At 57.3% G+C, this 20822-nt stretch carries 21 protein-coding genes and 1 tRNA gene; 7 read left to right on the top strand and 15 right to left on the bottom strand.

Features of this window, described 5'->3' with window-relative positions:
- The first annotated feature begins 215 nt into the window (after positions 1–215).
- Together J3U88_RS11980 and J3U88_RS11985 are read left to right on the top strand one after the other, a co-directional pair.
- On the top strand, positions 216–782 hold the full coding sequence (locus tag J3U88_RS11980; protein ID WP_207858996.1) for an acyl carrier protein: 567 nt from the start codon (positions 216–218) through the stop codon (positions 780–782).
- A 10-nt stretch (positions 783–792) separates the two neighbouring features.
- The gene (locus J3U88_RS11985; RefSeq protein WP_207858997.1) at positions 793–1365 is read left to right on the top strand and encodes an isoprenylcysteine carboxylmethyltransferase family protein; all 573 of its coding nucleotides are present in this window, start codon (positions 793–795) and stop codon (positions 1363–1365) included.
- 1330 nt (positions 1366–2695) lie between these two features.
- Here J3U88_RS11985 and J3U88_RS11990 read toward each other — a convergent pair.
- Together J3U88_RS11990 and J3U88_RS11995 are read right to left on the bottom strand one after the other, a co-directional pair.
- On the bottom strand, positions 2696–4141 hold the full coding sequence (locus J3U88_RS11990) for a sodium:solute symporter family protein (RefSeq protein ID WP_207858998.1): 1446 nt from the start codon (positions 4139–4141) through the stop codon (positions 2696–2698).
- Complete coding sequence (locus J3U88_RS11995; protein ID WP_207858999.1) at positions 4138–4362, bottom strand: hypothetical protein; 225 nt, start codon at positions 4360–4362, stop codon at positions 4138–4140. Before J3U88_RS11995 ends, J3U88_RS11990 begins: the two co-directional genes overlap by 4 nt.
- 336 nt (positions 4363–4698) lie before the next feature.
- Here J3U88_RS11995 and J3U88_RS12000 point away from each other — a divergent pair, with 336 nt between their 5' ends.
- From J3U88_RS12000 to J3U88_RS12015, 4 genes are all read left to right on the top strand, one after another.
- A complete protein-coding gene (locus J3U88_RS12000) occupies positions 4699–5325 on the top strand; it encodes a phosphatidylserine decarboxylase family protein (RefSeq protein WP_207859000.1) in 627 nt (208 codons plus the stop codon).
- Positions 5326–5368: 43 nt separating this feature from the next.
- Positions 5369–6346 (top strand): lipoyl synthase, encoded by a 978-nt coding sequence (gene lipA / locus J3U88_RS12005; protein ID WP_207859001.1) that lies wholly within the window; start codon positions 5369–5371, stop codon positions 6344–6346.
- A gap of 63 nt (positions 6347–6409) precedes the next feature.
- A complete protein-coding gene (locus J3U88_RS12010) occupies positions 6410–8035 on the top strand; it encodes a 2-oxo acid dehydrogenase subunit E2 (RefSeq protein ID WP_207859002.1) in 1626 nt (541 codons plus the stop codon).
- Positions 8036–8215: 180 nt separating this feature from the next.
- Positions 8216–8677, top strand: coding sequence for a chemotaxis protein CheX (locus J3U88_RS12015; RefSeq protein ID WP_207859003.1), 462 nt, complete (start codon positions 8216–8218; stop codon positions 8675–8677).
- Here J3U88_RS12015 and rlmN read toward each other — a convergent pair.
- From rlmN to J3U88_RS12035, 4 genes are read right to left on the bottom strand one after another with little or no spacing between them, the layout of a single operon-like run.
- A complete protein-coding gene (rlmN, locus tag J3U88_RS12020; RefSeq protein ID WP_207859004.1) occupies positions 8674–9816 on the bottom strand; it encodes a 23S rRNA (adenine(2503)-C(2))-methyltransferase RlmN in 1143 nt (380 codons plus the stop codon). The genes J3U88_RS12015 and rlmN overlap by 4 nt on opposite strands.
- Positions 9817–9826: 10 nt before the next feature.
- Positions 9827–10624, bottom strand: a complete 798-nt coding sequence (locus J3U88_RS12025; RefSeq protein ID WP_207859005.1) for a TatD family hydrolase — start codon at positions 10622–10624, stop codon at positions 9827–9829.
- Between the two features lie 10 nt (positions 10625–10634).
- Complete coding sequence (locus J3U88_RS12030) at positions 10635–11192, bottom strand: TlpA family protein disulfide reductase (RefSeq protein WP_207859006.1); 558 nt, start codon at positions 11190–11192, stop codon at positions 10635–10637.
- Positions 11189–11536, bottom strand: a complete 348-nt coding sequence (locus J3U88_RS12035) for a DUF2203 family protein (RefSeq protein WP_207859007.1) — start codon at positions 11534–11536, stop codon at positions 11189–11191. The genes J3U88_RS12030 and J3U88_RS12035 overlap by 4 nt, the downstream gene beginning before the upstream one ends.
- A gap of 154 nt (positions 11537–11690) precedes the next feature.
- Between J3U88_RS12035 and J3U88_RS12040 the strand changes: the two genes are divergently transcribed.
- Positions 11691–11939 carry an NAD(P)H-dependent oxidoreductase subunit E gene (locus J3U88_RS12040; protein ID WP_207859008.1) on the top strand — a complete coding sequence of 83 codons (249 nt, stop codon included), beginning with the start codon at positions 11691–11693 and terminating at the stop codon, positions 11937–11939.
- Between the two features lie 116 nt (positions 11940–12055).
- Here the strand turns inward: J3U88_RS12040 and J3U88_RS12045 are convergent, their stop codons facing one another.
- The 9 genes from J3U88_RS12045 to J3U88_RS12085 form a co-directional block, all read right to left on the bottom strand.
- Positions 12056–12496, bottom strand: coding sequence for a DUF4920 domain-containing protein (locus tag J3U88_RS12045; protein WP_207859009.1), 441 nt, complete (start codon positions 12494–12496; stop codon positions 12056–12058).
- A 124-nt stretch (positions 12497–12620) separates the two neighbouring features.
- A complete protein-coding gene (locus J3U88_RS12050) occupies positions 12621–13310 on the bottom strand; it encodes a response regulator transcription factor (RefSeq protein WP_207859010.1) in 690 nt (229 codons plus the stop codon).
- 124 nt (positions 13311–13434) lie between these two features.
- Positions 13435–14799, bottom strand: coding sequence for a sensor histidine kinase (locus J3U88_RS12055; RefSeq protein ID WP_207859011.1), 1365 nt, complete (start codon positions 14797–14799; stop codon positions 13435–13437).
- Positions 14800–14900: 101 nt separating this feature from the next.
- A tRNA-Leu gene (locus tag J3U88_RS12060) sits at positions 14901–14987 on the bottom strand.
- 151 nt (positions 14988–15138) lie between these two features.
- Complete coding sequence (locus J3U88_RS12065; protein ID WP_207859012.1) at positions 15139–17067, bottom strand: peptidylprolyl isomerase; 1929 nt, start codon at positions 17065–17067, stop codon at positions 15139–15141.
- 33 nt (positions 17068–17100) lie between these two features.
- Positions 17101–17802, bottom strand: a complete 702-nt coding sequence (gene sfsA, locus J3U88_RS12070) for a DNA/RNA nuclease SfsA (RefSeq protein ID WP_207859013.1) — start codon at positions 17800–17802, stop codon at positions 17101–17103.
- Between the two features lie 4 nt (positions 17803–17806).
- Entirely contained in the window at positions 17807–18799 is a 993-nt protein-coding gene (mtnA, locus tag J3U88_RS12075; RefSeq protein WP_207859014.1) for an S-methyl-5-thioribose-1-phosphate isomerase, read from the bottom strand.
- 196 nt (positions 18800–18995) lie between these two features.
- A complete protein-coding gene (locus J3U88_RS12080; RefSeq protein ID WP_207859015.1) occupies positions 18996–19322 on the bottom strand; it encodes a hypothetical protein in 327 nt (108 codons plus the stop codon).
- 535 nt (positions 19323–19857) lie between these two features.
- Entirely contained in the window at positions 19858–20781 is a 924-nt protein-coding gene (locus J3U88_RS12085) for a 2-hydroxyacid dehydrogenase (protein ID WP_207859016.1), read from the bottom strand.
- Between the last annotated feature and the right edge of the window lie 41 nt (positions 20782–20822).

Genomic DNA, 20822 nt, shown 5'->3' on the forward strand with positions numbered 1-20822 from the left:
TCGTAGCGAGAAGCTGAAAGCCTTGTGAGTACGAAGATTACGACCGAGAGACGGCATAGGGGTCCGACCTTTCGGCGTAGCAGCGCTACGGTGAAGGCGACTCGACCGAGTAATGCGGATGGCCGCCCCCTCGTAATCGCATGGGTTTCGGCTTCGTAGCAGAATTCCTTGTGAGAAATGCGGGCTAGCTTGCACTAAATACCGAGGATACCGCCATGCCCAACGTGCCTTCGCTCGCCGAACTCGCCGCCAAGGTTGAAGAATTACTGTACGAAACGACCGATATTGACAATCAGCCCGTGCCCCATGACCGCCCGCTCATGGGTGAAATCGGTTTGGATTCACTGGATATGATCGAGCTGGGTTTCGCCATGGACGAATTTTTTGGTTTTCAGTTTTCAGACCGCAACGCGGTGGAACTGTTGGATGAACGCCTCGGCGGCGGCGTGTTGGTGGCGCCGACCGGTTACCTCACCGAGCAAGGGCGCGCCATGGTTTTGCGGCGCATGCCCGAGTTGGAACATCTCGACCTTCCCGAACCCCTCAAGATGGTGGAAGTCCAGCAGTACTACACCTTAGAAACCTTTGCCCGCCTGATGCGCGAATTTTACGTGGCCCTGCCCGAAACCTGCCCCGAGACCGGTGAAGCGGTTGAAGTGGTTGATTTTGTGCCGCAAACAGCCGAGGGCAAGGTGCGGGTTGAGCCGCCGCGCGGTGATGTCTTGATCGACCAATGGGTTGATCGTGCCGCGCTGGAAATCAACGCCGAACCGGTTGCTTAAAGGCGGAACCATGTCTCCCATGTTTTTGGGGTTCGCTGCATTGCTGGTATTTTTCGGCGGCCTGCGTTTGTTGGAGTTGGTTGTTTCCCAACGCAACTGGCGCAGGCACCAAGAAGAACGGCGTGAACGCCTGCGCGAACCGCTGTTTGTTTGGATGGTGTTGCTCCACGGCTCGTTGTTCGTAGTGCTCCCGCTGGAGTTCTTCTTGGGACAACCCGCGTTCGGCGGCCCGCTTTCAATGGCGGCCGGCGTTGTGTTGGTCGTTGCTCTGGTGCTCCGGTTGTGGACGCTGACGACCATGGGCCGTTCCTGGAATGTGCGCGTGGTGTATGGCGAGGATTACCCGATTGTCAGCAACGGCCCGTTTCGCTTCATCCGCCACCCCAATTACCTGGTGGTGATTCTCGAATTGCTGGCGTTGCCGCTGTTGTTCCACCTCTACCTGAGTGCCGTTTGGCTGACGTGTTTAAACGCGGCCGTATTGTTTTTCCGTATCCGAAACGAGGAAGCCGTGTTGTTTCAAAACCCGAGCTGGGTGGCCGAGATGGCGAACAAGCCGCGCTTCTTCCCACGCTTCCGGTAATGTGGATGGACTTGTCCGGGCAAATCACCACCCAATACAAACGCCGGCCAAATGTGGCTTGGATTCGGGGAAGCCGACGGGGTGGGCACACAGGTATGATGGGATGTTTGGTCGGGCTCTGATCCGGCGAACCCCACCGGGGTGGGCACACAGGTATGACGGGATGTTTGGTCGCGCTCTGATCCGGCGAACCCCACAGGGGTGGGCGCACAGGTATGACGGGATGTTTGGTCGGGCTTTGATCCGGCGAACCCCACCGGGGTGGGCACACAGGTATGACGGGATGTTTGGTCGGGCTTTGATCCGGCGAACCCCACCGGGGTGGGCACACAGGTATGACGGGATGTTTGGTCGGGCTTTGATCCGGCGAACCCCACCGGGGTCGCATACCGAACGCCGTGGACCATAACTGGTTTAGACCGTGAGCCGGAGGCGATCCACGACTGGTTGCGCTGAAGGCGCACAGGCGCCGAGGGCGCCGGTGATTTCAGCCCAGATCAAAGGGTTGTGGAACAACCGTTTGCTCTGGGTTCCCGGGGGTTCCCGCCGTGCAGGCCGCCGAAGGCGCCGGCCAAACAACCCCGACCCAAACCCAATGAATCAAAACCATCCACCCCGACCCAAACCCAATGAATCAAAACCATCCACCCCGACCCAAACCCAATGAATCAAAACCATCCACCCCGACCCAAACCCAATGAATCAAAAACATCCGCACCCAATCAAACCCAACGAACCCACACCACCGAAAAACCGACCCGGACCCTATGAAACGCGGCGGGGTATGAACCCCAGGCGCCTCTGGTGCCAACGCCTTCAGCGTTTTCCTTTCCGTGAACCCCAGAGACCCAGGGTGCGACCATTTCCAATGGTCGTACCCGGGGCTAACCTATTGCCCTCCTTCAGAGGGCGTCCAGGGTGGCGAGGCGAAGCCTCGCGTTCGTTCAAAGTATGGTCCATGGATGAGGTGGTGCGGCCCGCTCCGGGGCGCGCTGGGTCGGCGACCGTCCAAAGAGGGCGTTCCGGTCTGATCAAAGGGTTGTGGAACAACCCTTTGCTCCGCGTTCCCGGGGGTTCCCGTCGTGCAGACGCTGAATGCGTCGGCCTCACAACCTTTTCTCATAACCGTGCTTGGGAGGATGGTTGTCATCCCTTCAAGGCGTGCCGAACGTGGTCGGGCGCCGCCCGGCGTTTCCTCAAAACATGGCCTCAAAATGGGAGATACGCCCCACTTGGGTATGCATCCACGCGAACGCACGTGGCGAAGTGGCACGCCGGACCCATGCTCATCGGCTGAGCATTCACCGAATCAGGAGTCGGTCACCGCTACCTATCCAGGCGGAAAGAATTTGTCGATATTGCTTGGCGGCCGCGTGAACAGGGACACCACCACCATCGCCACGCTCGACAACAGGATCACCACCGTGACCGCCATGATGTCGGTGCCCGCGATGGTTTTGGAGCCCGCGTTAAAGAAATACAGCCAGGCGACCGCCGTGGTGAAAACCGAGGCGTAGGCACCCATCGCTGTGCTGCGTTTCCAGAACAGCGCCGCGATCAAGATCGGCAACAAACCCGCGAAGCCGGTAAACGACCAAATGCCCAGCTTGAAAATGCTGCGCGGTGCCACCAGCGACAACAAAAAGGTCAGCGTGAGGATCATTACTATAAATAAACGCCCCCACCAGACCTGGCGGCTTTCGTCCACCTCGCCGCCGATCCGGTAATGGCGCACGATGTCTTGGGTGAACATGTTGCCGATCGACAGCGTTTGGGAATCGAGGGAGGACATAATCGCCGCAAAAACGCCCGCCGCCAGCAGCCCGCCCAATACACCCGGCGCGTGTTTTTCAACCATCATGATCAATACCCCGTTGGCCGCCGGTCCTTGCAGGCCCGGGAAATCCACCGCGCCCGCCATGCCCAGTAAGACGCTCGGCACCCAAACCAGGGCGATGCACAGCGGGTAAAAAATGATCGGTCCCTTGAAAGTGTTCACGCCGCGTGCCGTGAGCCAGTGGTTGAACAGGTGCGGGAACATGCCCGCGGAAAGCGGGATACAGCTATAGGTGATCAGCAGGGTGGGCGAGATGCCTTCGCCGCGTACCGTTAAATTGGGGGCATTTTGATCGAGCTGGTCCAATACCGCGGTGAGACCGCCCAATTTGTTGAGGATGACAAAGGTCGCCAACCCGCCCAGGGCCATAAATACCAGCGTTTGGAAGGTGTTCACCATGGCCGTGCCGCGCATGCCGCTGCTCGAGACGTACAGGAGGATGACCACGCTGACCGTGAGGCTGCCGACCCAGTAGGGGATTTGGCCGCCGGTAATTTGCTCGAAGGTCAAACCCGCGCCCATCACCCCGATCAGCAGGTAGGGCACCAGCAACCCGACCAAAACCACAAACAGCAGGAGGCCGAGATGGTCCGCCTGCCAGCGGTCACGGAAGAATTGGATTTGGGTGAGGTAGCCGTGGGTTTTGCCCACTTGCCACACGCGGGTACCGACGAAAAAAAACAAGGCCGGTACCACCAGCGCGGAGGAGGACGCCATCAAACCGAAGACACCGATGCCTTTGCGGTAGGCCTCGCCCGAAGCACCCAAGAGCGCAAAGGCCGTCATGTGGGTGCCGAACAAGGACATCAACAGCACGAAGGGGCCGATGGTCCGGCCCGCCACAAAGAAGTCTTCACCCGTATTGGCCAGCTTGCGGTGGCTCCACATGCCGATGCCCAGGACGACCAGCAGGTAACCCATCAACATGGCGATGATCATGCATCACCGCCTGTTTTGTCGTCGTATGGCCAAGCCCAACGAACCATCGCGTAAAAAAAGGCGATGAGGAGGAAGCAAAAGGCGACATGGTAGGTCAGACCGATCGGCAACCCGAGCAGGCGTCCGGGGTCGTCCCATTGCCAAACATCGACACGGACAATAAATAAAGCGACGAGGGCGATCACAAACAACAAACCCCGTTGACGTGCGGGCGTGGACATGGGTCGGCTCCTAATGTTCCAGGTTAGCTTGATGCACCAACGAACTTACGCTTCGCGGGCGAATTGGTTCAAAACCGCTCGCCGGCTCTTTTGGTACGGTAACCTCGCGGAAAAGCTGAAGCGGGGATGGGTGGTTGGTGGTAACGCCTAGCTTAACCCAAGCCGGCGCGCGTGGGCGCGGCAAACCCGGTCGTATCTGTTTGTGGTATGGTCCTGGCTTGACGGGAAATAGCGATTCTTGGGGGTGAGCCCGCGCCTAGGCGCGCTTCCAGGCTTCCTGCGCGGCCTGGGATCAGGTATGATTATGGGCTTATTATTGGTTGAAAAGAGGTTCGATTGGCCGGCAAACATCAAGAATTAGTAGCGAAAGAAGGCTGGGTTTTTCTCTTTCCCACGGCCCTGGCGGCCCTGTTGTTGTTCATTTTGGGGTGGGTGATCAGTGGCGGCATCGTCGCGGTGCTTGCCGTGTACATTGCTTATTTTTTCCGCAACCCCTACCGTCAAATCCCCGAGGATCCCAAGGGGATTGTTTCACCCGCGGATGGTAAGATCGTGGCGGTACGTCACTTAGACGACGGGCGTGTCATGATTTCCGTGTTTCTCAATATCTTTAACGTCCACGTCAACCGCAGCCCCATCGCGGGTGAGGTTGAAACCGTGCTCCACACGCCAGGCAAGTTTTTGGCAGCCTACAAAGAAGAGGCTTCTACCCTGAACGAACAAAACAAAGTGGTTGTTCGCGACGGTGACTTTGCCATGGAAGTGATTCAAATCGCCGGTTTGGTGGCCCGTCGCATTATCTGTTGGACCAAAACGCAGGACACCTTGGCCAAAGGCGAACGTTTCGGCTTGATCCGTTTTGGCTCGCGGGTAGATCTGTATTTTCCAGATGAATGCGATATTTTGGTAACCGAAGGTCAGAAGGTTTCAGCCGGGTCTGACCTGATCGCCCGCCGCCGTTAAGCTTCGGTAGGGGGGCGCGAAGGGTGCAAGGGAAGGAAGATTCATGAAAGCAAAAGCGAAACCGACACGCAAACCGGAATGGTTGCGCATGAAATTGCCGGGCGGGGATAAGGTTCATGAAATCAAGAGCCGCCTGCGTGAAAAGAAATTATTCACCGTGTGCGAGGAAGCACGTTGTCCCAACTTGGGCGAGTGCTGGAGTCAGGGCACTGCAACCCTGATGATTTTGGGGGATACCTGCACGCGGGGTTGCCGGTTTTGCAATGTGAAATCGGGCAACCCACGTGGTTGGTTGGATCCGCTGGAGCCGCAAAAGGCGGCTGAAAGCGTGGTCGCCATGGATTTGAACTACGTGGTGATTACCTGTGTGGATCGCGACGATTTGCCGGACGGCGGCGCGGGTCAATTCGCGGCCGTCATCCGCGAGGTGCAGCGCGTTAAGCCAGACTGTTTGGTTGAAGTGTTGGCCTCCGATTATGCCGGTGTTCACGAGCATATCGCCACCGTGGCGGATGCGGGCCCCGATGTGTTTGCGCACAACGTGGAAACGGTGAAGCGTTTGACGCCGACCGTGCGCGATCCCCGCGCCGGTTACCAGCAATCGCTGGACGTGCTGGCTTACGTGAAAGAACGCGAGCCGGAACGGATTACCAAATCCAGCTTGATGCTGGGTTTGGGTGAAACGCGCCACGAAATAGTGGAGACGTTTGCCGACTTGCGCCGCCACGGGGTCGACGTTGTTACCCTGGGCCAGTACTTGCGCCCGTCGCGCAAACATTTGGAAGTGGTTGAGTATCTCGCGCCCGAACGTTTTGATGCGCTTGCCGATGAAGCGCGGCGGATGGGCTTTTTGTATGTGGCGGCCGGTCCCATGGTCCGTTCGTCTTATAAGGCGGGTGAATACTTTCTCGCCAATCACATCGCACGCCAAAAGGCATATCGGGTTCGGGGGCAAGAGAACCCGCCGACGGCGTCCGGGCAGGTCCATGATTCCTTGGCTGATCTGCCTTTTTCCGTATAGGGGAGGACGGTGGCTCCGCTTTGAGCCACCCAAACTGTTTTCAATCGACGAAGGAGAACATTCATGGCGAACGCGTTTAAGTTGCCTGAAATCGGTGAAGGGGTCATCGAGGGCGAAATTGTCGAGTGGCATGTTAAACCCGGTGACGAAGTGCACCCGGACGCCCAGTTGGTCGCTGTTTTGACCGACAAAGCGACAGTCGAAATTACCGCGGACTTTCACGGGGTGATCGAGCAAACCAATGGTGACAGTGGTGATATTGTCGAGGTTGGTTCGGCGCTGCTAACCTGGCGCGAGGCCGGAGCCGCCGCACCCGCGCCGGCTGAAGTTGCCGCACCGCAAAACGGCGCCCATGCGCAGGAAGCGACTGCCGGTGCCGTGACCGATTTCCAATTGCCGGAAATCGGCGAAGGCGTCATGGAAGGTGAGATTGTCGAGTGGCATGTCAAACCCGGCGAGACCGTGATCCACGATCAGCCCATTGTGGCCGTCTTGACCGACAAGGCCAGTGTTGAAATTACCGCGCCGCACGACGGTGAAATTGTGGCCACCGTGGGTGAGCCCGGTGATGTGGTTGCCGTCGGCCAAGTGATCATGACTTATCGGGTCAAAGACGGTGCTGCCGTTGCCGCGCCTGTTGCGGTGCCCGCGGCGGCAAGTGCGCCCACTGCTGTTGCCGCCTCGCGTGCGCCTGTTGCTTTGGCCGGCGATGTTGATCCGAGCAACAATCCCTCGATTAGCGCCTTTGGCACGCCTTTGGCCACGCCCGCCGTGCGCCGTTTGGCCGCGTCTTTGTCGATTGATTTGAAGCGTGTCAAAGGGACCGGGCCCAACCATCGCATCACCCGCGCGGATGTGAACCGTGTTGCCGAGGCCGCCAAAAGCGGTGACCAGGTGGCCGCACCCGCCGCGCCGGTACCGCAAAAGGCTGCTTCCGCGCCCGCGCCTGTCACCGCGCCCAAACCCGTGGCAATTCCCGTTGGTGAAGCCGAGCATCGCGAAAAAATTCGTGGTTTGCGCAAGGCGATTTTTAACCAGATGGCCAAATCCAAGCGCCACATTCCCCACTTCACCTTTGTGGACGAGGTGGAAATGGACCGCTTGATTGATATTCGCAACCAGCTTAAACCCGTGGCCGCCGAGCAGGATATTAAGCTGACCTTCCTGCCGTTTATTGTCAAAGCCGTGGTGTTGGCGCTGAAAAAGTTCCCGATGATGAACGCCTCAATCGATGAGGAAGCCGGCGAGCTGGTTTACAAACATTACTACAACCTCGGCATCGCGACCGCCACGCCCGGCGGTTTGACCGTGCCCGTGCTCAAAGGTTGTGACCAGAAAACCGTGCTGCAATTGGCCAAGGAAATGGTTGAGGTAACGGATCGCGCGCGCAAGCAGCGTTCCACCATGGACGACATCACCGGCGGCACCTTCACCATCACCTCGTTGGGCCGTCTCGGCGGTTTGTTGGCTACCCCGATCATCAACCATCCCGAGGTCGGCATCTTGGGCATTCACAACATGCAGGAACGCGCCGTGGTGCGTGACGGCCAAATCGTCGTGCGCAACATGATGAACATTTCGTTATCCTTTGATCACCGTGTCATCGACGGCGATGTCGGGGCCACCTTTGCCCAAGAGGTAAAGCAATACCTGGAATTTCCGAGTAAATTAATGTTGGCGATGGTTTAGTTCCGAAGAGTGGGTTAACGGGGAAGCAACGGCGCTTGTGTCGAAAAAAAATCAATCAATGTTGGTTCCCCGCCAACTGCTTATGTTAAAGTTAAGCACTCCCACGATTGACTGTTTCTAGCTAGACGGCTGTTCCTACCGGAATTGCCCAAAACCCCCTGTCGAAGGAAGTTGGTGCCTATGAAAGTCGAATATATTAACCCTTTCATCGAATCGACGCTGAAGTCTTTGGAGATGATGGCTCAAATTACGGCAACGCGTGACAACCTCTCGCTCAAGCCGGACTTGATCACCACCTACGATATTTCCAGTATTGTTTCGTTGACGGGTGAAGTCGAGGGGTCGATTATCGTTTCCATGCCCAAAGAATTGGCCTGTAAAGTCGCCAGTAACTTACTCATGGAAGAATGCACCGAGGTGGATCAGAACGTCCAAGACGCAATCGGGGAAATGGGGAACATCATTGTCGGCGACGCCCGTCGTGCCCTGGTGGCCATGGGTAAAAATGTGACCATTTCACTGCCCAACATCGTTTTGGGTAAGGGCCACGCCATTGCACGCAAAGGCATTCCCTGTATCGCCATCCCCTTTAATACCGATTTTGGACCTTTTGAAGTAAACGTCGGTCTTAAAGAAAATTAAACCGGGGTTCCCGGCGACGGTGTCGCACCCTTTTGGGTCGCGGCTTTCCGCTCGTATTGGGTTGTCAGTTGACCGCAGGCGCCGGCGACATCGCGGCCGCGACTCCTGCGAATGGTGGCGAATGCGCCCGCGTCCAGCAGGGTCTGGTACATTCGCTGCAAACGTTTTTCTTCCGGCTCCTGCATGCCCGGGCTCAGTTCGTGCTCGTTCATCGGAATTAAATTGATCATGCTGGGAAAGCGTTGGCTCATCGCCAATAGGGCCGCGATATCTTCGTCTCGGTCGTTGACGCCCGCGATCACCACATAACTCAGCATAATGCGCTCGCGACGGCGAAGCGGGTAACGCTCCAGGCATGCCAGCAATTTTTCCAGATTGTAGGCGCGGTTGACCGGCATAATGCTTGATCGGTTGCCGTCGTTGGTGGCCGCGATGCTCACCATCAGGTGGGGGCGCTTTTTGTAGCTTGCCATTTGTTCAATCTTGGGGACCAGCCCGCTGGTGGATACCGCGATGTCGCGTTCGGAGAGGACCAGCCCGTGGGGGTCTGTCAACAGGTCCACCGTTTTCATGACGTTGTTCAGGTTGTGCAGCGGTTCGCCCATGCCCATAAATACCACGTTGAAACGGGTCGTTTGCCCGCGGGGGTTGGGGTGGCGCAGTCGCATGTGGAGAACCTGACCGACGATTTCGCCTGCTGAAAGGTGTTTGCGAAAGCCCATCGCGCCGGTGGCGCAGAAGGTGCAACCCATGGCGCAGCCGACTTGGGAGCTGATGCAAAAGGTATTGCGGTTCTTGAACGGCATGAACACGCTTTCGATTTGGGCACCGTTGGGTAAATGGTAGAGGTATTTGACCGAGCCGTCGTTGCTGGGAAACGCTTCAATCCGTTGAAAGGGGCTGCGTTTCGGGGCATCGTCCGAATTCAGCAGTGCCAACATGGGTTTGGGCAACTGGAGACGGTCAAACAGGGTGGGGTCGTCGTGATCGCCGCGGTGTAGGGCCGCAAAAAGACGGTCGGCGTGGATGGATTTAAAGCCCCGTTCCGCGACCAGTCGGGTTAGTTCCGCGTGGCTGTAATCGAGCAGGCAATCGTAGTACGAGGTTTCGTCGATCTGCTCCCAGGTAAAGGTTTCCATGGTTCTTGTTTTAAGCCTGGGCAAAAGCCAGCTTTTCCCACGTCAGGCCGGGTTTGGCGTAAACGCGGTAAAAGTTTTCGTTGGTGGCTTCCAGCAGCTGTTGGAGGGAGACGCCTTTGATTTCGGCAATCGCCGCGGCGACGTCGGCCACAAACGCCGGTTCGTTGCGTTTGCCGCGGTGGGGGACCGGTGCCAAATAAGGGCTGTCGGTTTCGATCAGCAGGCGGTCAAGCGGGACCATTTTCACCACCTCGCGTAGATCCGCCGCCGATTTAAAGGTGACAATGCCCGTGAAGCCAAGATCGTAACCCAGATCTAAAAGCGCTTTGGCCATGTCCATCGTGCCGGTAAAGCAGTGGACGTGGCCGCCGCGCTCATTGGGATTGCGTTTCATGATCGCCAGGGTTTCCGGTTCCGCATCGCGGGTGTGGATGACAACCGGGGCCTCGTTGCTGATCGCACGCGCGAGCTGAACCTCAAAAGCCGTTTGCTGTTGCTCGCGTGGGCTGTTGTCGTAATAGAAGTCCAGACCGATTTCGCCCCAGGCCACCACCTTGTCGTGAACCAACAGGCGTTCGATTTCATCCACGACCGCGGTGTTCACCGTATCCGCGTCATGGGGGTGAACCCCGAGCGCCGCGTATATGCCGGGCACGCGTTCGGCCAGTTCGATGACCGTGTGGCATTCCGGTAGGTTGCAAGCTACCTGGAGCAGGTGATCGATGCCGCGTTCGATGGCGCGGGTGATCACGTCCTCGCGGTCGCTGTCGTAGCGTGCGTGGAAAATATGGCTGTGCGAATCGATCATGGTACTGTTTTTACTCCAACAATTTGGCCAGTTCTTCTTCCATCACGGCAACGCCTTCCGCGTCTTTGCCGTTGGTTTTGAAAATGATTTGGCCTTCTCCGTTAACCAGGATGTAGGTGGGGAAACCGGCGACTTTGAGTTTGTCGACCGCGTCACCCAAGTTGTCCAGGTACAAAACCTCGGGTTTGGTTTGGGATTCAAAGAATTTTTTGACCATCATGCGTTGGCGGGCACCGCTGGCGCCGTTTTCAAAGTTCAGAGAAACGAAATTCAGGCCCTTGGGTTCGTAAACGGAACGCAGGCCTTTGAGGTAGTCCCACAGTTCGGGTTCGCCGCCGCAGCAGGTTGACCAAACTTGAATGAGGGCCGGGCCTTTCACATCCATGGTCAGTTTGCTTTTGTCCAGATCGGTGACCTTGATTCCGCCGGGGAAGGGCGTCGTCTCATAGGTGAAGCCGGCGCCGGACTTGTTGCCGCTCGAAATCGTGTAGTTCTGTGCAAAAAGGGACAAGCTGAAAGCGGCGATCAAACAAACCACCGTTCCTTTAATCAATGTGGATGCAGTCATGATGATTCCTCGATTCGATGTCTCCCGGCGTAGCCGAGATGATACTCGTGGCGATAGTAAATGTCTTCCTCGGGATACTCCCAGCAAAAATAATCGCTGCCGCTGTCGAAATCGACCGTGAACGGTTGCTTGGGGATGGCACCCAGCTTGATCACCGTTTCCAGCCAGTAATGTATAATGGCCTGCACGCGTTTTTGAGCCTGATCTCGATCCGTTTCCTGCTGTTGAATCGCAATGATTTCTTTTTCAGCATCGGCGCTGATCTCCATCAACCAAGGGATCAACGCTCGGACTTCATCCTGGCAGAACACTTTGGCTTGAGGTTTTAACGGCTTGGATGTCATGAACGGCTCCGCGCGTGGTCTTATTTCGCCCCCCATGAGGCTGGGGCACAACGATCATACTTGGATCGGTCGAAAAGATCAAAACCGATCCACGGGTCGACGCCGCAAAAACACCGTTTCGGTGGTAGCGGGAGGACCCCGGGAGGATCCCGAGATGGCCGAAGATATGCAAAAACTGCACCTGACGATTTGCCGCGGCCCAAGTTGCGGTGTGATGGGGAGCGATGCCTTGGTGGCCTGGTGTGCCGACCTCAATGCCGCCGGTTTGCCGGTAAGCCATGAAATATGTGGTTGTACCGGTAATTGTACAGAGGCGCCGGTCATCGAACTGGACGGTCGGTATGTGACCGAGGTCAGCCCGGAAAAATTAACGGAAATCCTCATCGAGCGTGGGATCTCCTAGCTGAACCGGCGCTTTGTGTCCTGGGATAAGTCATTGCGACGTTAGACCCTGTCAACTTGACGAACGACACGCGGCGGACGCCGGGCGCCCGCCTGTTGTACAATGCCTCGACCTGGTTAGGGGAGGGTTTGGACGCCGATACCGCCGATTTGATAGATGGTGGTGCCCTCTGTTACCGAGGCCGGATCGAAGGTTTCGTTTTTCTCTTCCGCCAGGTGGGCGAAGTAGTTGACCGCTTCTTTTTTGGAAAGGTCGAACTTGTAAACCGTACCCTCGGCGACGATTTTTTGGCCGACCAACTTTTGGTCGAACACGATCTCGCCGTCTTTTACTTTGATACGTACCTGGTTCTTGCCTTCGGCAACGTCCAGCCAACAGCCTTTCATCGGGCAGACTTCTTTGACTTCACCTTTGACACGAACGACCTTGTCCAAAAAAGCGGCCGGATTTTCGCTAAAGGCTTCGATGCTAATCATGGGGGTTTCGGTTTTAGGGGCTTTGCCGTAAACCGTGGGGTCGGCCATCATCAAACCAATGACCAAGGTTAATACAAACATGGATATCTCCTAGCTCTGTTGAGGTTGCACCAGCCGCGCTGCAGGGAGCGGCGGTTGGTTACGGAAGCGCCGTGAAATAAAAGAGCGCTTGTTTTGATATATCTGAAAAATCGATAAACCACATTTATTCTAATTCAGCTACGAATTTATAGCCAACCGTTGGGATCGTTTGGATGATTTTATTTTGGTCCTGGTCGTCGAGTTTGCGACGGATGCGGGCGATGTGGGTGTCGATGGTGCGGGTGGTGGCATTGGAGGTGTAACCCCATACCGCCTCAAGGATTTCACCTTTTTCGATGGCCTGGTTTGGCCGTCGAATCAGGTATTTGAGGAGTTGGAACTCCTTTTGACTGAAGTGAATCGGTTCCTTGTTGCGACTGACCGCGTAATTTTCGAAATCGACCACCACCCCCGCGAAACGAACCTCGCTGCCGGTGCCCGCGGCCGGCCCGCGCCGGCGTCGGCGTAACAGAGCCTTCACGCGAGCGAGAAATTCACCCAAGCCGAAGGGTTTGGTGAGGTAGTCGTCGGCGCCTAGCTCAAATCCGATGACCTTGTCCATTTCGGTGGACTTGGCCGTGAGCATCAGGATCGGGATGTCTTGGTTTTTGCCGCGGATGTGTTTGAGCACGGTTAGGCCGTCAATCTCGGGCATCATGATGTCGAGGATAACCATATCGAAGGTGTTTTCGGCGTAGAGGTCGAGCGCGATGCGGCCGTTGCTTGCCTCGGTGACCTCGTACCCTTCAAACCCCAGGTTGTGCACCAGCGAAAAACGCAGGTCGCGTTCGTCTTCGACCAGAAGAATTTTCATGAACCACCCATCCCTTGAACAAATCCCACCCCGATTATACTCAAGGATCGCGCAATGACGAGGTGAACCCGCTGTAAGAAAACGGTTTTGTTCCGCTGTCCGGGTTGTGCGGTTTTTTGCTTTTTTATTGGTTCACAGGGAACATCAGGGTGAAGGTGGTGCCTTCGCCGTGGGTTGAGTCGACGTCCAGGCGTGCCTTGGCGTGGTTGAGAATGTGGCTGCTGATCGACAGGCCCAGTCCCGAGCCGCGAATGCCGCCCGCCTTTTGGTCCTCGACCCGGTAGAAACTTTTGGTGATGTGGGGCAGTTCGTTGGCCGGGATGCCGATGCCGCGGTCTCTGATCGCCAGACGGATTTGGTCGCCGCGCCGTTCCAGGGTGACCGCCACGTATTTGTTGTCGCCGGAATACTTAAACGCGTTGTCGCAAATGTTGTCGATGGCGTGTCGGATCAGGCCGGGATCGCCCAGGATCGGGCATGGTTCGTTTGTGATGGCGACTTCAAAGGTGAACCCCTCTGACTCAGCCTGCATTTGGAAGGCGTCGCAGGTGGTCGTGACGATATCGCGCAGATCAATCGGCTGGGCGTTGTAGCTGATTTGACCCAGTTCTATTTTATTGAAGCTTAAAACCTTGTGGACCAGGTGGTCGAGGCGGTTGATTTCCGCCGAGATCATGTTGTGAAACTTCTTTTCGTCCTCTTTGGTTTTGGTGCGGCCCGCCGCGAGCGTCTCAGCCGCGAGGCGAATGATCGCCAGCGGGGTTTTGAACTCATGGGAGATGGTGGTGACGAAAAAGGTTTTTTGGCGGGCCAGCAGGATCTTTTGGCGAATGGCGCGGGTGATCAGCATCAGGCTGAAAACCGCCATGATGAACAAAAGAAAACCCGCGGCGAAGTTGATGCGGGTGCGTGCCACCGAATACAGTTGCTTGGGGCCGAAGGAACGGTACACGATGTCGATGCTGTATTTCTTTAATGTGCGCGACATGGCGTAGACCTGGTGGGCCGCCTCGGGGTCGGGTTGCGGCCCCGACCGGTAAACCACTTCCTTGTTCTCATCCAGGATTTGGATCCAGTACACCGGTTCGTGGTACCGGCTGGTAAGCAGGCCCTTGAGGCCTGGTTTGGTGTTGAAGTAGTTTTCGAGAACTTCAGGCAACACTTCCTCGCGGAGGTAGACGGGGTACTGTTTGTTGCCGTATTGCACAAAGGTAAGTGGGTCGCCGCCGCCTTCGAGTGTGGTCCACTTGCCGGGCGGGCACTTCAGGCGACCTTCACTGATGCAGGCCTCGAGCTTGTTGAGGTCGATGGCCAAACTCATCTCGAGGTAGTCTTGGATGAGGTTGTTGGCGTAATCGAGGTGGAAACTCGAGGATTTGGAGAGCAGGCCGCGGATTAAGGTAAGGCTGTGGCCGGCGTACAAAATGAATAAGATCGGCGGGGCAAACATTAGGAACTTAATGATCCATTGTTGCTGGTGCGCCTTCATGCTGTTGCTCCGTCTTCCGATGTCTTGGGCGAGTGGCAGAAAAAAGAAGCCCAAAAAATGAAAAAAGCACCAAAAGGTGCTGAGAGAAGACTGGGTATGGATGGTGCCGATGCTCGGAGTCGAACCGAGACGGGGTTGCCCCCACAGGATTTTGAATCCAGCGCGTCTACCAATTTCACCACATCGGCATCCAATGCTCGACAGTTATACCAATCCGCCATTTCGGGGTCAAGCAAAAGCTCAAAAAAAAATCAGAAGCGGGCGATTTCCCAAATCCGCGCCGCTTTGATTGTCTCGAAGCTGTTGTGCTAAACCAGTTTAGCCGCTTGGGTGGGGTGGTTAAAAAATGATGCGGGTGTTGAGGATGATGTCGCCTTCCTCCAGGCGATCCACCAGCGGCATGCCCTCGGTGACCTGACCAAAGACGGTGTAATTGCCGTCCAAGTGGGGTTGTGCGGAATGGCAGATGAACCACTGACTGCCGCCGGTATCCTTGCCGGCCAGGGCCATGCCCACCGTGCCGCGTTTGTAGCGCAGCGTGTTGATCTCACAGGGAATGGTGTGCCCCGGTCCTCCCGAGCCGTCGCCGCGCGAATCGCCGGCCTGAACCACGAAGTTGGGAACGACCCGGTGAATCGGCATGTTGTCAAAGTACTTGCGGTTGCTGAGGTAAACAATATTGGCGCAGGTAATGGGTGCGTAGCTGCCGCGCAATTTAATGCGAATTTCGCCGCGGTTGGTTTGAAGCAGCCAGGTGGGTTCCGGGGCGCCCTGGGCGAACAATGCCGCCTGTTGCAGGATTTGCGCGGGGAGTGGGTGGTTCCAGGGGCGATTAAACAGGTTGCGGCGTCGCGCGAAGTCTACGGTGCCCGCCGTTTCAAAAGCCTTGAGGCGGACCAGGTAATCGGGATGAGCTTGTAGCTGCTGCAGCAGGCGGCCGCGGCGGGCCGCGTCGGGCATCAAGGCTTCGAGGCTGTCGATGACCGCATAGTGAAAGTCGGGTTCCGGCAGTGGTTGTGCCAGCAGGGCGTTGATGCGGGGCAGGTAGGTACGGCTCAGGTTGCGGTCGTTCCCCATCGCGGTCACCGCCGTTGCCGCCAAGTACGGGTCTTTGCTCGCCAGAGCCGCGTTGAGCCAACGCCTGTGTTCCGGGTTTTCAGGTGCGGTTAAGATCTGATAGCTCAGCGTGGCCAAACCCTTGTTTTTGGGATCGGTCCATTCTTGGAGTTCGCCGCGTTGGTTGGGACCCTCGTGAATGATCCATTGGCGCAACGGCCAGGGGTGGCGGCTCTTGCGCCAGCCTTGGATAAGGTGGGTGTGACGCTGCTTGCGTTCACCCTCCATGTTCTCCAGAATCACCACTTTTTGCGCTTGGCTCAAGGCGCCAAATCGCGGCTCAAGCCATTTGTCGATGGCTGGATCGTTGCGCTGGACCAGTTGGGTCAGGGTTGCCGTGACCACGTTGGGGTTGGGGTCGCCCAAAAGCCCCGGTGCGGCGAGCATGAACGGCGTGGGTTGTTCCCCATGGGCGGCCGCCGTGTTGCCGAGCGCGTTCACCGCGTTGACGCGTAACCGCCAGTCGGCGGACTTGGTGAGCGCAAGCAGTGCGTCTACCACGGCGGCGTCGGCGTCGGATACGGTTAGCCGGAGCAGGAACAAACGCGCGCGTGTGCTGTTGTCGGGGTTGGCCACTTGGGTGAGGAAGACTTTTTTATGGATGGGGACCTTGTTGCGGAACAGGTAAAAGAGCGGATCGAGGTTGTTCCCGGTCGGACGGCGCGACAGTAGGTCGCGTACGGCGAGGTTGAAGCTTTCATGGCCGTGGCGGTAGAGGGTGCGTAAGCTCCGCGTCTGCTCGTTGGGTGGGGCTGCTTGCCAGCGTTGCAGCAGTTCGCCGCGGTCACTTGGCGAGGCGCATTTGGCGACGGCTTCCCACCAGAACAGGCGGTTCTCCTCGGCAACGGTGGTGTTCCACAACGGTTGTACCGGGGCACCCAGCTCACCATAGGCAAACAACGCGGTGCTTTGGAGTTGCGGATGGGAAAAATGGGCGACAATGATTTTGGCGGCGTCGGGGTGACCGTTTTGACCGATGGTCAACAAGTACTCTTGCATGAGCAGTTGGGATTGGGTCTCCAGATTAAATTGGTTGGTGGGAATGCTCGCGGCGTGGCGCTTGAAACGCGCCTCCATCACCGCCGACCACGTCTCAATCGGGGTTTGGGTTGCGGTCTGCATCCAAAGCCAACAAAAAGCCAAAGTCATCATGTGTACCATCCTGTTGCGGCCGTTTGGCCGCGGTTATAAAACGACCGGGAGTTGGGTCGTTAAGCGCACGCCTTGTTGGTCGAAATCGGCCCGATACGCGTAAACTTCAAGGCCCTCGGCGACGGCGGCGCGCAAACAGGCGGCATATTCGGGATCAAATGCCTCGGCGACGGTGACCCGTTCGATTGAGGCGCGCTGCACGCAGAAAAAAAGTACGGCCCGGCCGCCCATGCGACGTACAGCCGCCAATTCCTGGACGTGTTTGGTGCCGCGTTTGGTGACGGCGTCGGGGAAACCGGCCAGTCCCGGTTCCAACAAAAGGGTGACGTTTTTGACTTCGACGTAACAATCGGCGCGGTCCGGTGCCGACAGCAAAAAGTCGATGCGGGAGTTTTCACCGTAACGCTGCTCTCGTTTGAGGGTGGGGTAACCCTGGAGTTCGTCCACCACGCCGGTCTCAATGGCTTCCTGAACGAGCCGGTTGGCCAGACCGGTGTTGATACCGGTCCAGCCGTCGGCTAGCTCAATGGCTTGCCAGGAGTAGGCCAACTTGCGTTTGGGATCGTCGTGGAAGGTAACCCAGCTGCGTGCGTTCTCGGCCGTGCAGGTCGCCATGCTGCCCGTATTGGGGCAGTGGGCCGTGATCAGGGTACCGTCGGGTTTTTGGAAATCGGCGAAAAACCGTTTGTAGCGACGAAGAAAAGAGGCTTCATGAACCTCGCCTGGCCAATCCATTGGATTAGTTGAACTTAAAGGGTGGGTGGAAGATGCCGTCTTCGGTGACAATGGCGCTGATTAAGGCGGCCGGGGTGACGTCGAAGGCGGGGTTGAAGACGGCGGTATTGGGTGCCGTGATCGGGTTCTTGCGCACGTGGCTGACCTCGTCATGAGGCCGTTCCTCAATGGGGATGTCTTTGCCGGTGAGTGTTTTGGTGGCGATGGTCGTGGTCGGCGCGGCCACGACAAAAGGGATGCCGTGGAAATGGGCCGCCATGGCCAACATACTGGTACCGATTTTGTTGGCGGTGTCGCCGTTGGCCGCGATGCGGTCGGCTCCGACGATCACGCAATCGACCATGTCGGCGTTCATCAGGTGCCCGCCCATGCCGTCGGTGACCAGGGTGACGGGGAGCTTGTCCTGTTGGCATTCCCAGACCGTGAGGCGCGCACCTTGGAGGAAGGGTCGCGTTTCATTGGCGTAAACTTGGGTGAGTCGTTGTTCTTCATTGAGTTGGCGGATGATTCCGAGCGCGGTACCCCAGCCGGAAGTGGCCAAGGAGCCGGTGTTGCAGTGGGTGAGCACGCGGCGTTGGCCGGCGAGGAATTGGGCGCCGTGGCGGCCGATGGCTTTGTTCTTGGCCAAATCGTCCTGGTGGTAGGCGACGGCGATCCGTTCTGCTTCGGCGGCCGGGTTCTGCCAACCGGCGGGATTGCCAAGACCTTCTTTGGTGTTGTCGATGGCGTCGAAAAGGTTGATGGCGGTAGGTCGGGACGCCGCCAAAACCTCGCAGGCGGCGTGAAAGGCTTGGGGTGAGGCATCGTTTTGCAGGGCAAGAACCAAGCCATATGAGGCGGTAACGCCGATGGCCGGGGCACCGCGCACAACCATGTTGCGGATGGCGTCGGCTGTTTCTTGGGCGGTGCGGCACTGGACAAAGGATGTTTCAAAAGGGAGCACGCGCTGATCGAGTAATTCGAGGTGATCGCCGTGCCACTTGATCGCTTCTACCATAAGTGACCTCGCTGGGTATAAAGATGCCGAATCATAACAAATTTTGGGACGGGTCCCACGAGGGTTGTGTTGGTTTTTGGCCGGGAAGGCGGGGGGTTGTGGCGGTAGATTGACGGTTGGACCGCTCAAGGGTTGGTCGGGCTTTTTTTGGGAAGGCCGTTCCGGGGCGGTGACCCTTGGCGCGGGGGGATACGGTTTACTGAGGCGGTCGGCGTAGGCGTGCCAGTTGGTGCTCGCTTAATGCGGCTTTCCAACGTTTTCCGCTCCAACCCCGGATCGGTGCTTGTCCCGCGAGCTGGACCGTTCCATCGCCTTGTTCTGGAAAGCCGTGGTTTTTGCTGAGCCTCGCCAAACTGTGGCGAATCTTGACCCGTTGCTGTTTGTGATCCTCGCTGCTCTCCAAGGTCAATGTGCCTTCACTCAGGCCGCGGTTGACGATGGTTGCCGGCGTGTAGATCTGGTCGTCTTCAAGTTCGAGCAATAAAAAGGCGTATTTCATGGGTCGGCCTGCTTTACTTTTCATGTCATAGGTTCTCCTACAAAGTTAATGGAATACTGTCGTGGGCAACATGGATCGGTTTGAATCCCATTGCTTTGACTGCTATTTTGTAACATTTTCTGTGGCTTCAATAAAGATTAAACATCTAAAAAAGTTGAAAAAAATAAAAAGGTTGTTGATGGGTTGTTTTTTTGTGCGTGAAAACTAATTAGCCCCTGTTCGTGTACCCGCATCACGACCTGTTCCCAAAACGCGGCCGGCGGCGAAACGGCGCTAGCCCGCATTTCTCACAAGGGTTCATCGCGAGAAGCCGAAAGCCTTGTGAGTACGAAGATTACGACCGAGAGACGACATAGGCGTAGCAGCGCTACGGCGAAGGCGGCTCGACCGAGTAATGCGGATGGCCGCCCCCTCGTAATCGCATGGGTTTCGGCTTCGTAGCAGAATTCCTTGTGAGAAATGCGGGCTAGGATTCATCGAAGCCTTGCGGCCCGAGGGCGATTTGATGGATGACTTTTGGGGGCCGGCTCTTTCCCGGGGGGCTCGACCGAATGAACGCTCACACCACCTGATTGGGTGGCTTCTTGCCGGCTAAAAATGCGGAAACGTTGTCCATTACCCGCGACGCCATCCGCTTGCGGGTGCCCCAGGTGGAGGTGCCCTGGTGGGGCGTGGCCACCACGTTGCGGAAGTTGAGCAATCCCGGGTGGACCTTGGGTTCCCGTTCGAAAACGTCCAAGCCGACCCCGCCCAAATGGTTTTGTTCGAGGGCTTCGACCAGCGCCGATTCATCGATGATCGGACCGCGTGCGGTATTGATCAGCAAGGCGCCTTGTTTCATCTGGGCCAACCGGGTTCGGTTCATTAAATGATGGGTCTCGCGGTTAAGCGGGCAATGGAGGGAAACGATGTCGCTCCTGCCGAGCAACGCGTCCAGCGGCATTCCGTTATCCCGGCCGTGGTAAACAACCTTCATACCGAAAGCTTCCGCCCGTTGCGCGACCGCCCGGCCGATTCGCCCGTAACCGACAATTCCCAGCGTGGCGCCAAACAAATCAATCCCCAATAGCTGCATGGGGTGCCAACCAAAAAACAAGCCGTTGCGCAGCAAGGTTTCGCCTTCACCGATGCGGCGCGCCACGGCCAACATCAGAGCAAAGGTCATTTCGGCAGTGGCCTCGGTCACCGCGCCCGGTGTGTTGGTGACGACGATGCCGCGTTCGGCGGCGGCGTCGGTATCGATGTTGTCGTAGCCGACCGCGTGCTGGGCAATCAGTTTGAGCTTGGGCGCGGCTTCGATGAGGGCGCGGTCGATGCAGTCCCCGGGCATCGAAATCAAGATGTCGCAGTCGGCCATGTTGGCGGCCAGGGTTTCCCGGCTGGTGGGGCGATCACTCTGCAGGGCGACCAAATGGACCGGGGCTTCGGCGAGGGCCGCCATGCCGTCCGGGTGAATGGTTTGGCTTAACACCACTTTTTTCATCGAAGCCTCCATAAAAAAACCACGAGGACCTCTCATTATAC

The sequence above is a fragment of the Acanthopleuribacter pedis genome (genome assembly GCF_017377855.1).
Lineage (GTDB): Bacteria > Acidobacteriota > Holophagae > Acanthopleuribacterales > Acanthopleuribacteraceae > Acanthopleuribacter > Acanthopleuribacter pedis.

Excerpts from the sequence above, each read along its gene's own strand:
- J3U88_RS12040 (WP_207859008.1), top strand. The coding sequence starts at position 11,691 with ATGGCCGAAGATATGCAAAAACTGCACCTGACGATTTGCCGCGGCCCA.
- J3U88_RS12065 (WP_207859012.1), bottom strand. The coding sequence starts at position 17,067 with ATGATGACTTTGGCTTTTTGTTGGCTTTGGATGCAGACCGCAACCCAA.
- J3U88_RS12080 (WP_207859015.1), bottom strand. The coding sequence starts at position 19,322 with ATGAAAAGTAAAGCAGGCCGACCCATGAAATACGCCTTTTTATTGCTC.
- mtnA (WP_207859014.1), bottom strand. The coding sequence starts at position 18,799 with ATGGTAGAAGCGATCAAGTGGCACGGCGATCACCTCGAATTACTCGAT.
- J3U88_RS11985 (WP_207858997.1), top strand. The coding sequence starts at position 793 with ATGTCTCCCATGTTTTTGGGGTTCGCTGCATTGCTGGTATTTTTCGGC.
- J3U88_RS11990 (WP_207858998.1), bottom strand. The coding sequence starts at position 4,141 with ATGATCATCGCCATGTTGATGGGTTACCTGCTGGTCGTCCTGGGCATC.
- J3U88_RS12035 (WP_207859007.1), bottom strand. The coding sequence starts at position 11,536 with ATGACATCCAAGCCGTTAAAACCTCAAGCCAAAGTGTTCTGCCAGGAT.
- J3U88_RS12015 (WP_207859003.1), top strand. The coding sequence starts at position 8,216 with ATGAAAGTCGAATATATTAACCCTTTCATCGAATCGACGCTGAAGTCT.
- J3U88_RS12045 (WP_207859009.1), bottom strand. The coding sequence starts at position 12,496 with ATGTTTGTATTAACCTTGGTCATTGGTTTGATGATGGCCGACCCCACG.
- J3U88_RS12010 (WP_207859002.1), top strand. The coding sequence starts at position 6,410 with ATGGCGAACGCGTTTAAGTTGCCTGAAATCGGTGAAGGGGTCATCGAG.
- J3U88_RS12085 (WP_207859016.1), bottom strand. The coding sequence starts at position 20,781 with ATGAAAAAAGTGGTGTTAAGCCAAACCATTCACCCGGACGGCATGGCG.
- J3U88_RS12055 (WP_207859011.1), bottom strand. The coding sequence starts at position 14,799 with ATGAAGGCGCACCAGCAACAATGGATCATTAAGTTCCTAATGTTTGCC.
- J3U88_RS11980 (WP_207858996.1), top strand. The coding sequence starts at position 216 with ATGCCCAACGTGCCTTCGCTCGCCGAACTCGCCGCCAAGGTTGAAGAA.
- J3U88_RS12030 (WP_207859006.1), bottom strand. The coding sequence starts at position 11,192 with ATGACTGCATCCACATTGATTAAAGGAACGGTGGTTTGTTTGATCGCC.
- J3U88_RS11995 (WP_207858999.1), bottom strand. The coding sequence starts at position 4,362 with ATGTCCACGCCCGCACGTCAACGGGGTTTGTTGTTTGTGATCGCCCTC.
- J3U88_RS12025 (WP_207859005.1), bottom strand. The coding sequence starts at position 10,624 with ATGATCGATTCGCACAGCCATATTTTCCACGCACGCTACGACAGCGAC.
- sfsA (WP_207859013.1), bottom strand. The coding sequence starts at position 17,802 with ATGGATTGGCCAGGCGAGGTTCATGAAGCCTCTTTTCTTCGTCGCTAC.
- lipA (WP_207859001.1), top strand. The coding sequence starts at position 5,369 with ATGAAAGCAAAAGCGAAACCGACACGCAAACCGGAATGGTTGCGCATG.
- rlmN (WP_207859004.1), bottom strand. The coding sequence starts at position 9,816 with ATGGAAACCTTTACCTGGGAGCAGATCGACGAAACCTCGTACTACGAT.
- J3U88_RS12050 (WP_207859010.1), bottom strand. The coding sequence starts at position 13,310 with ATGAAAATTCTTCTGGTCGAAGACGAACGCGACCTGCGTTTTTCGCTG.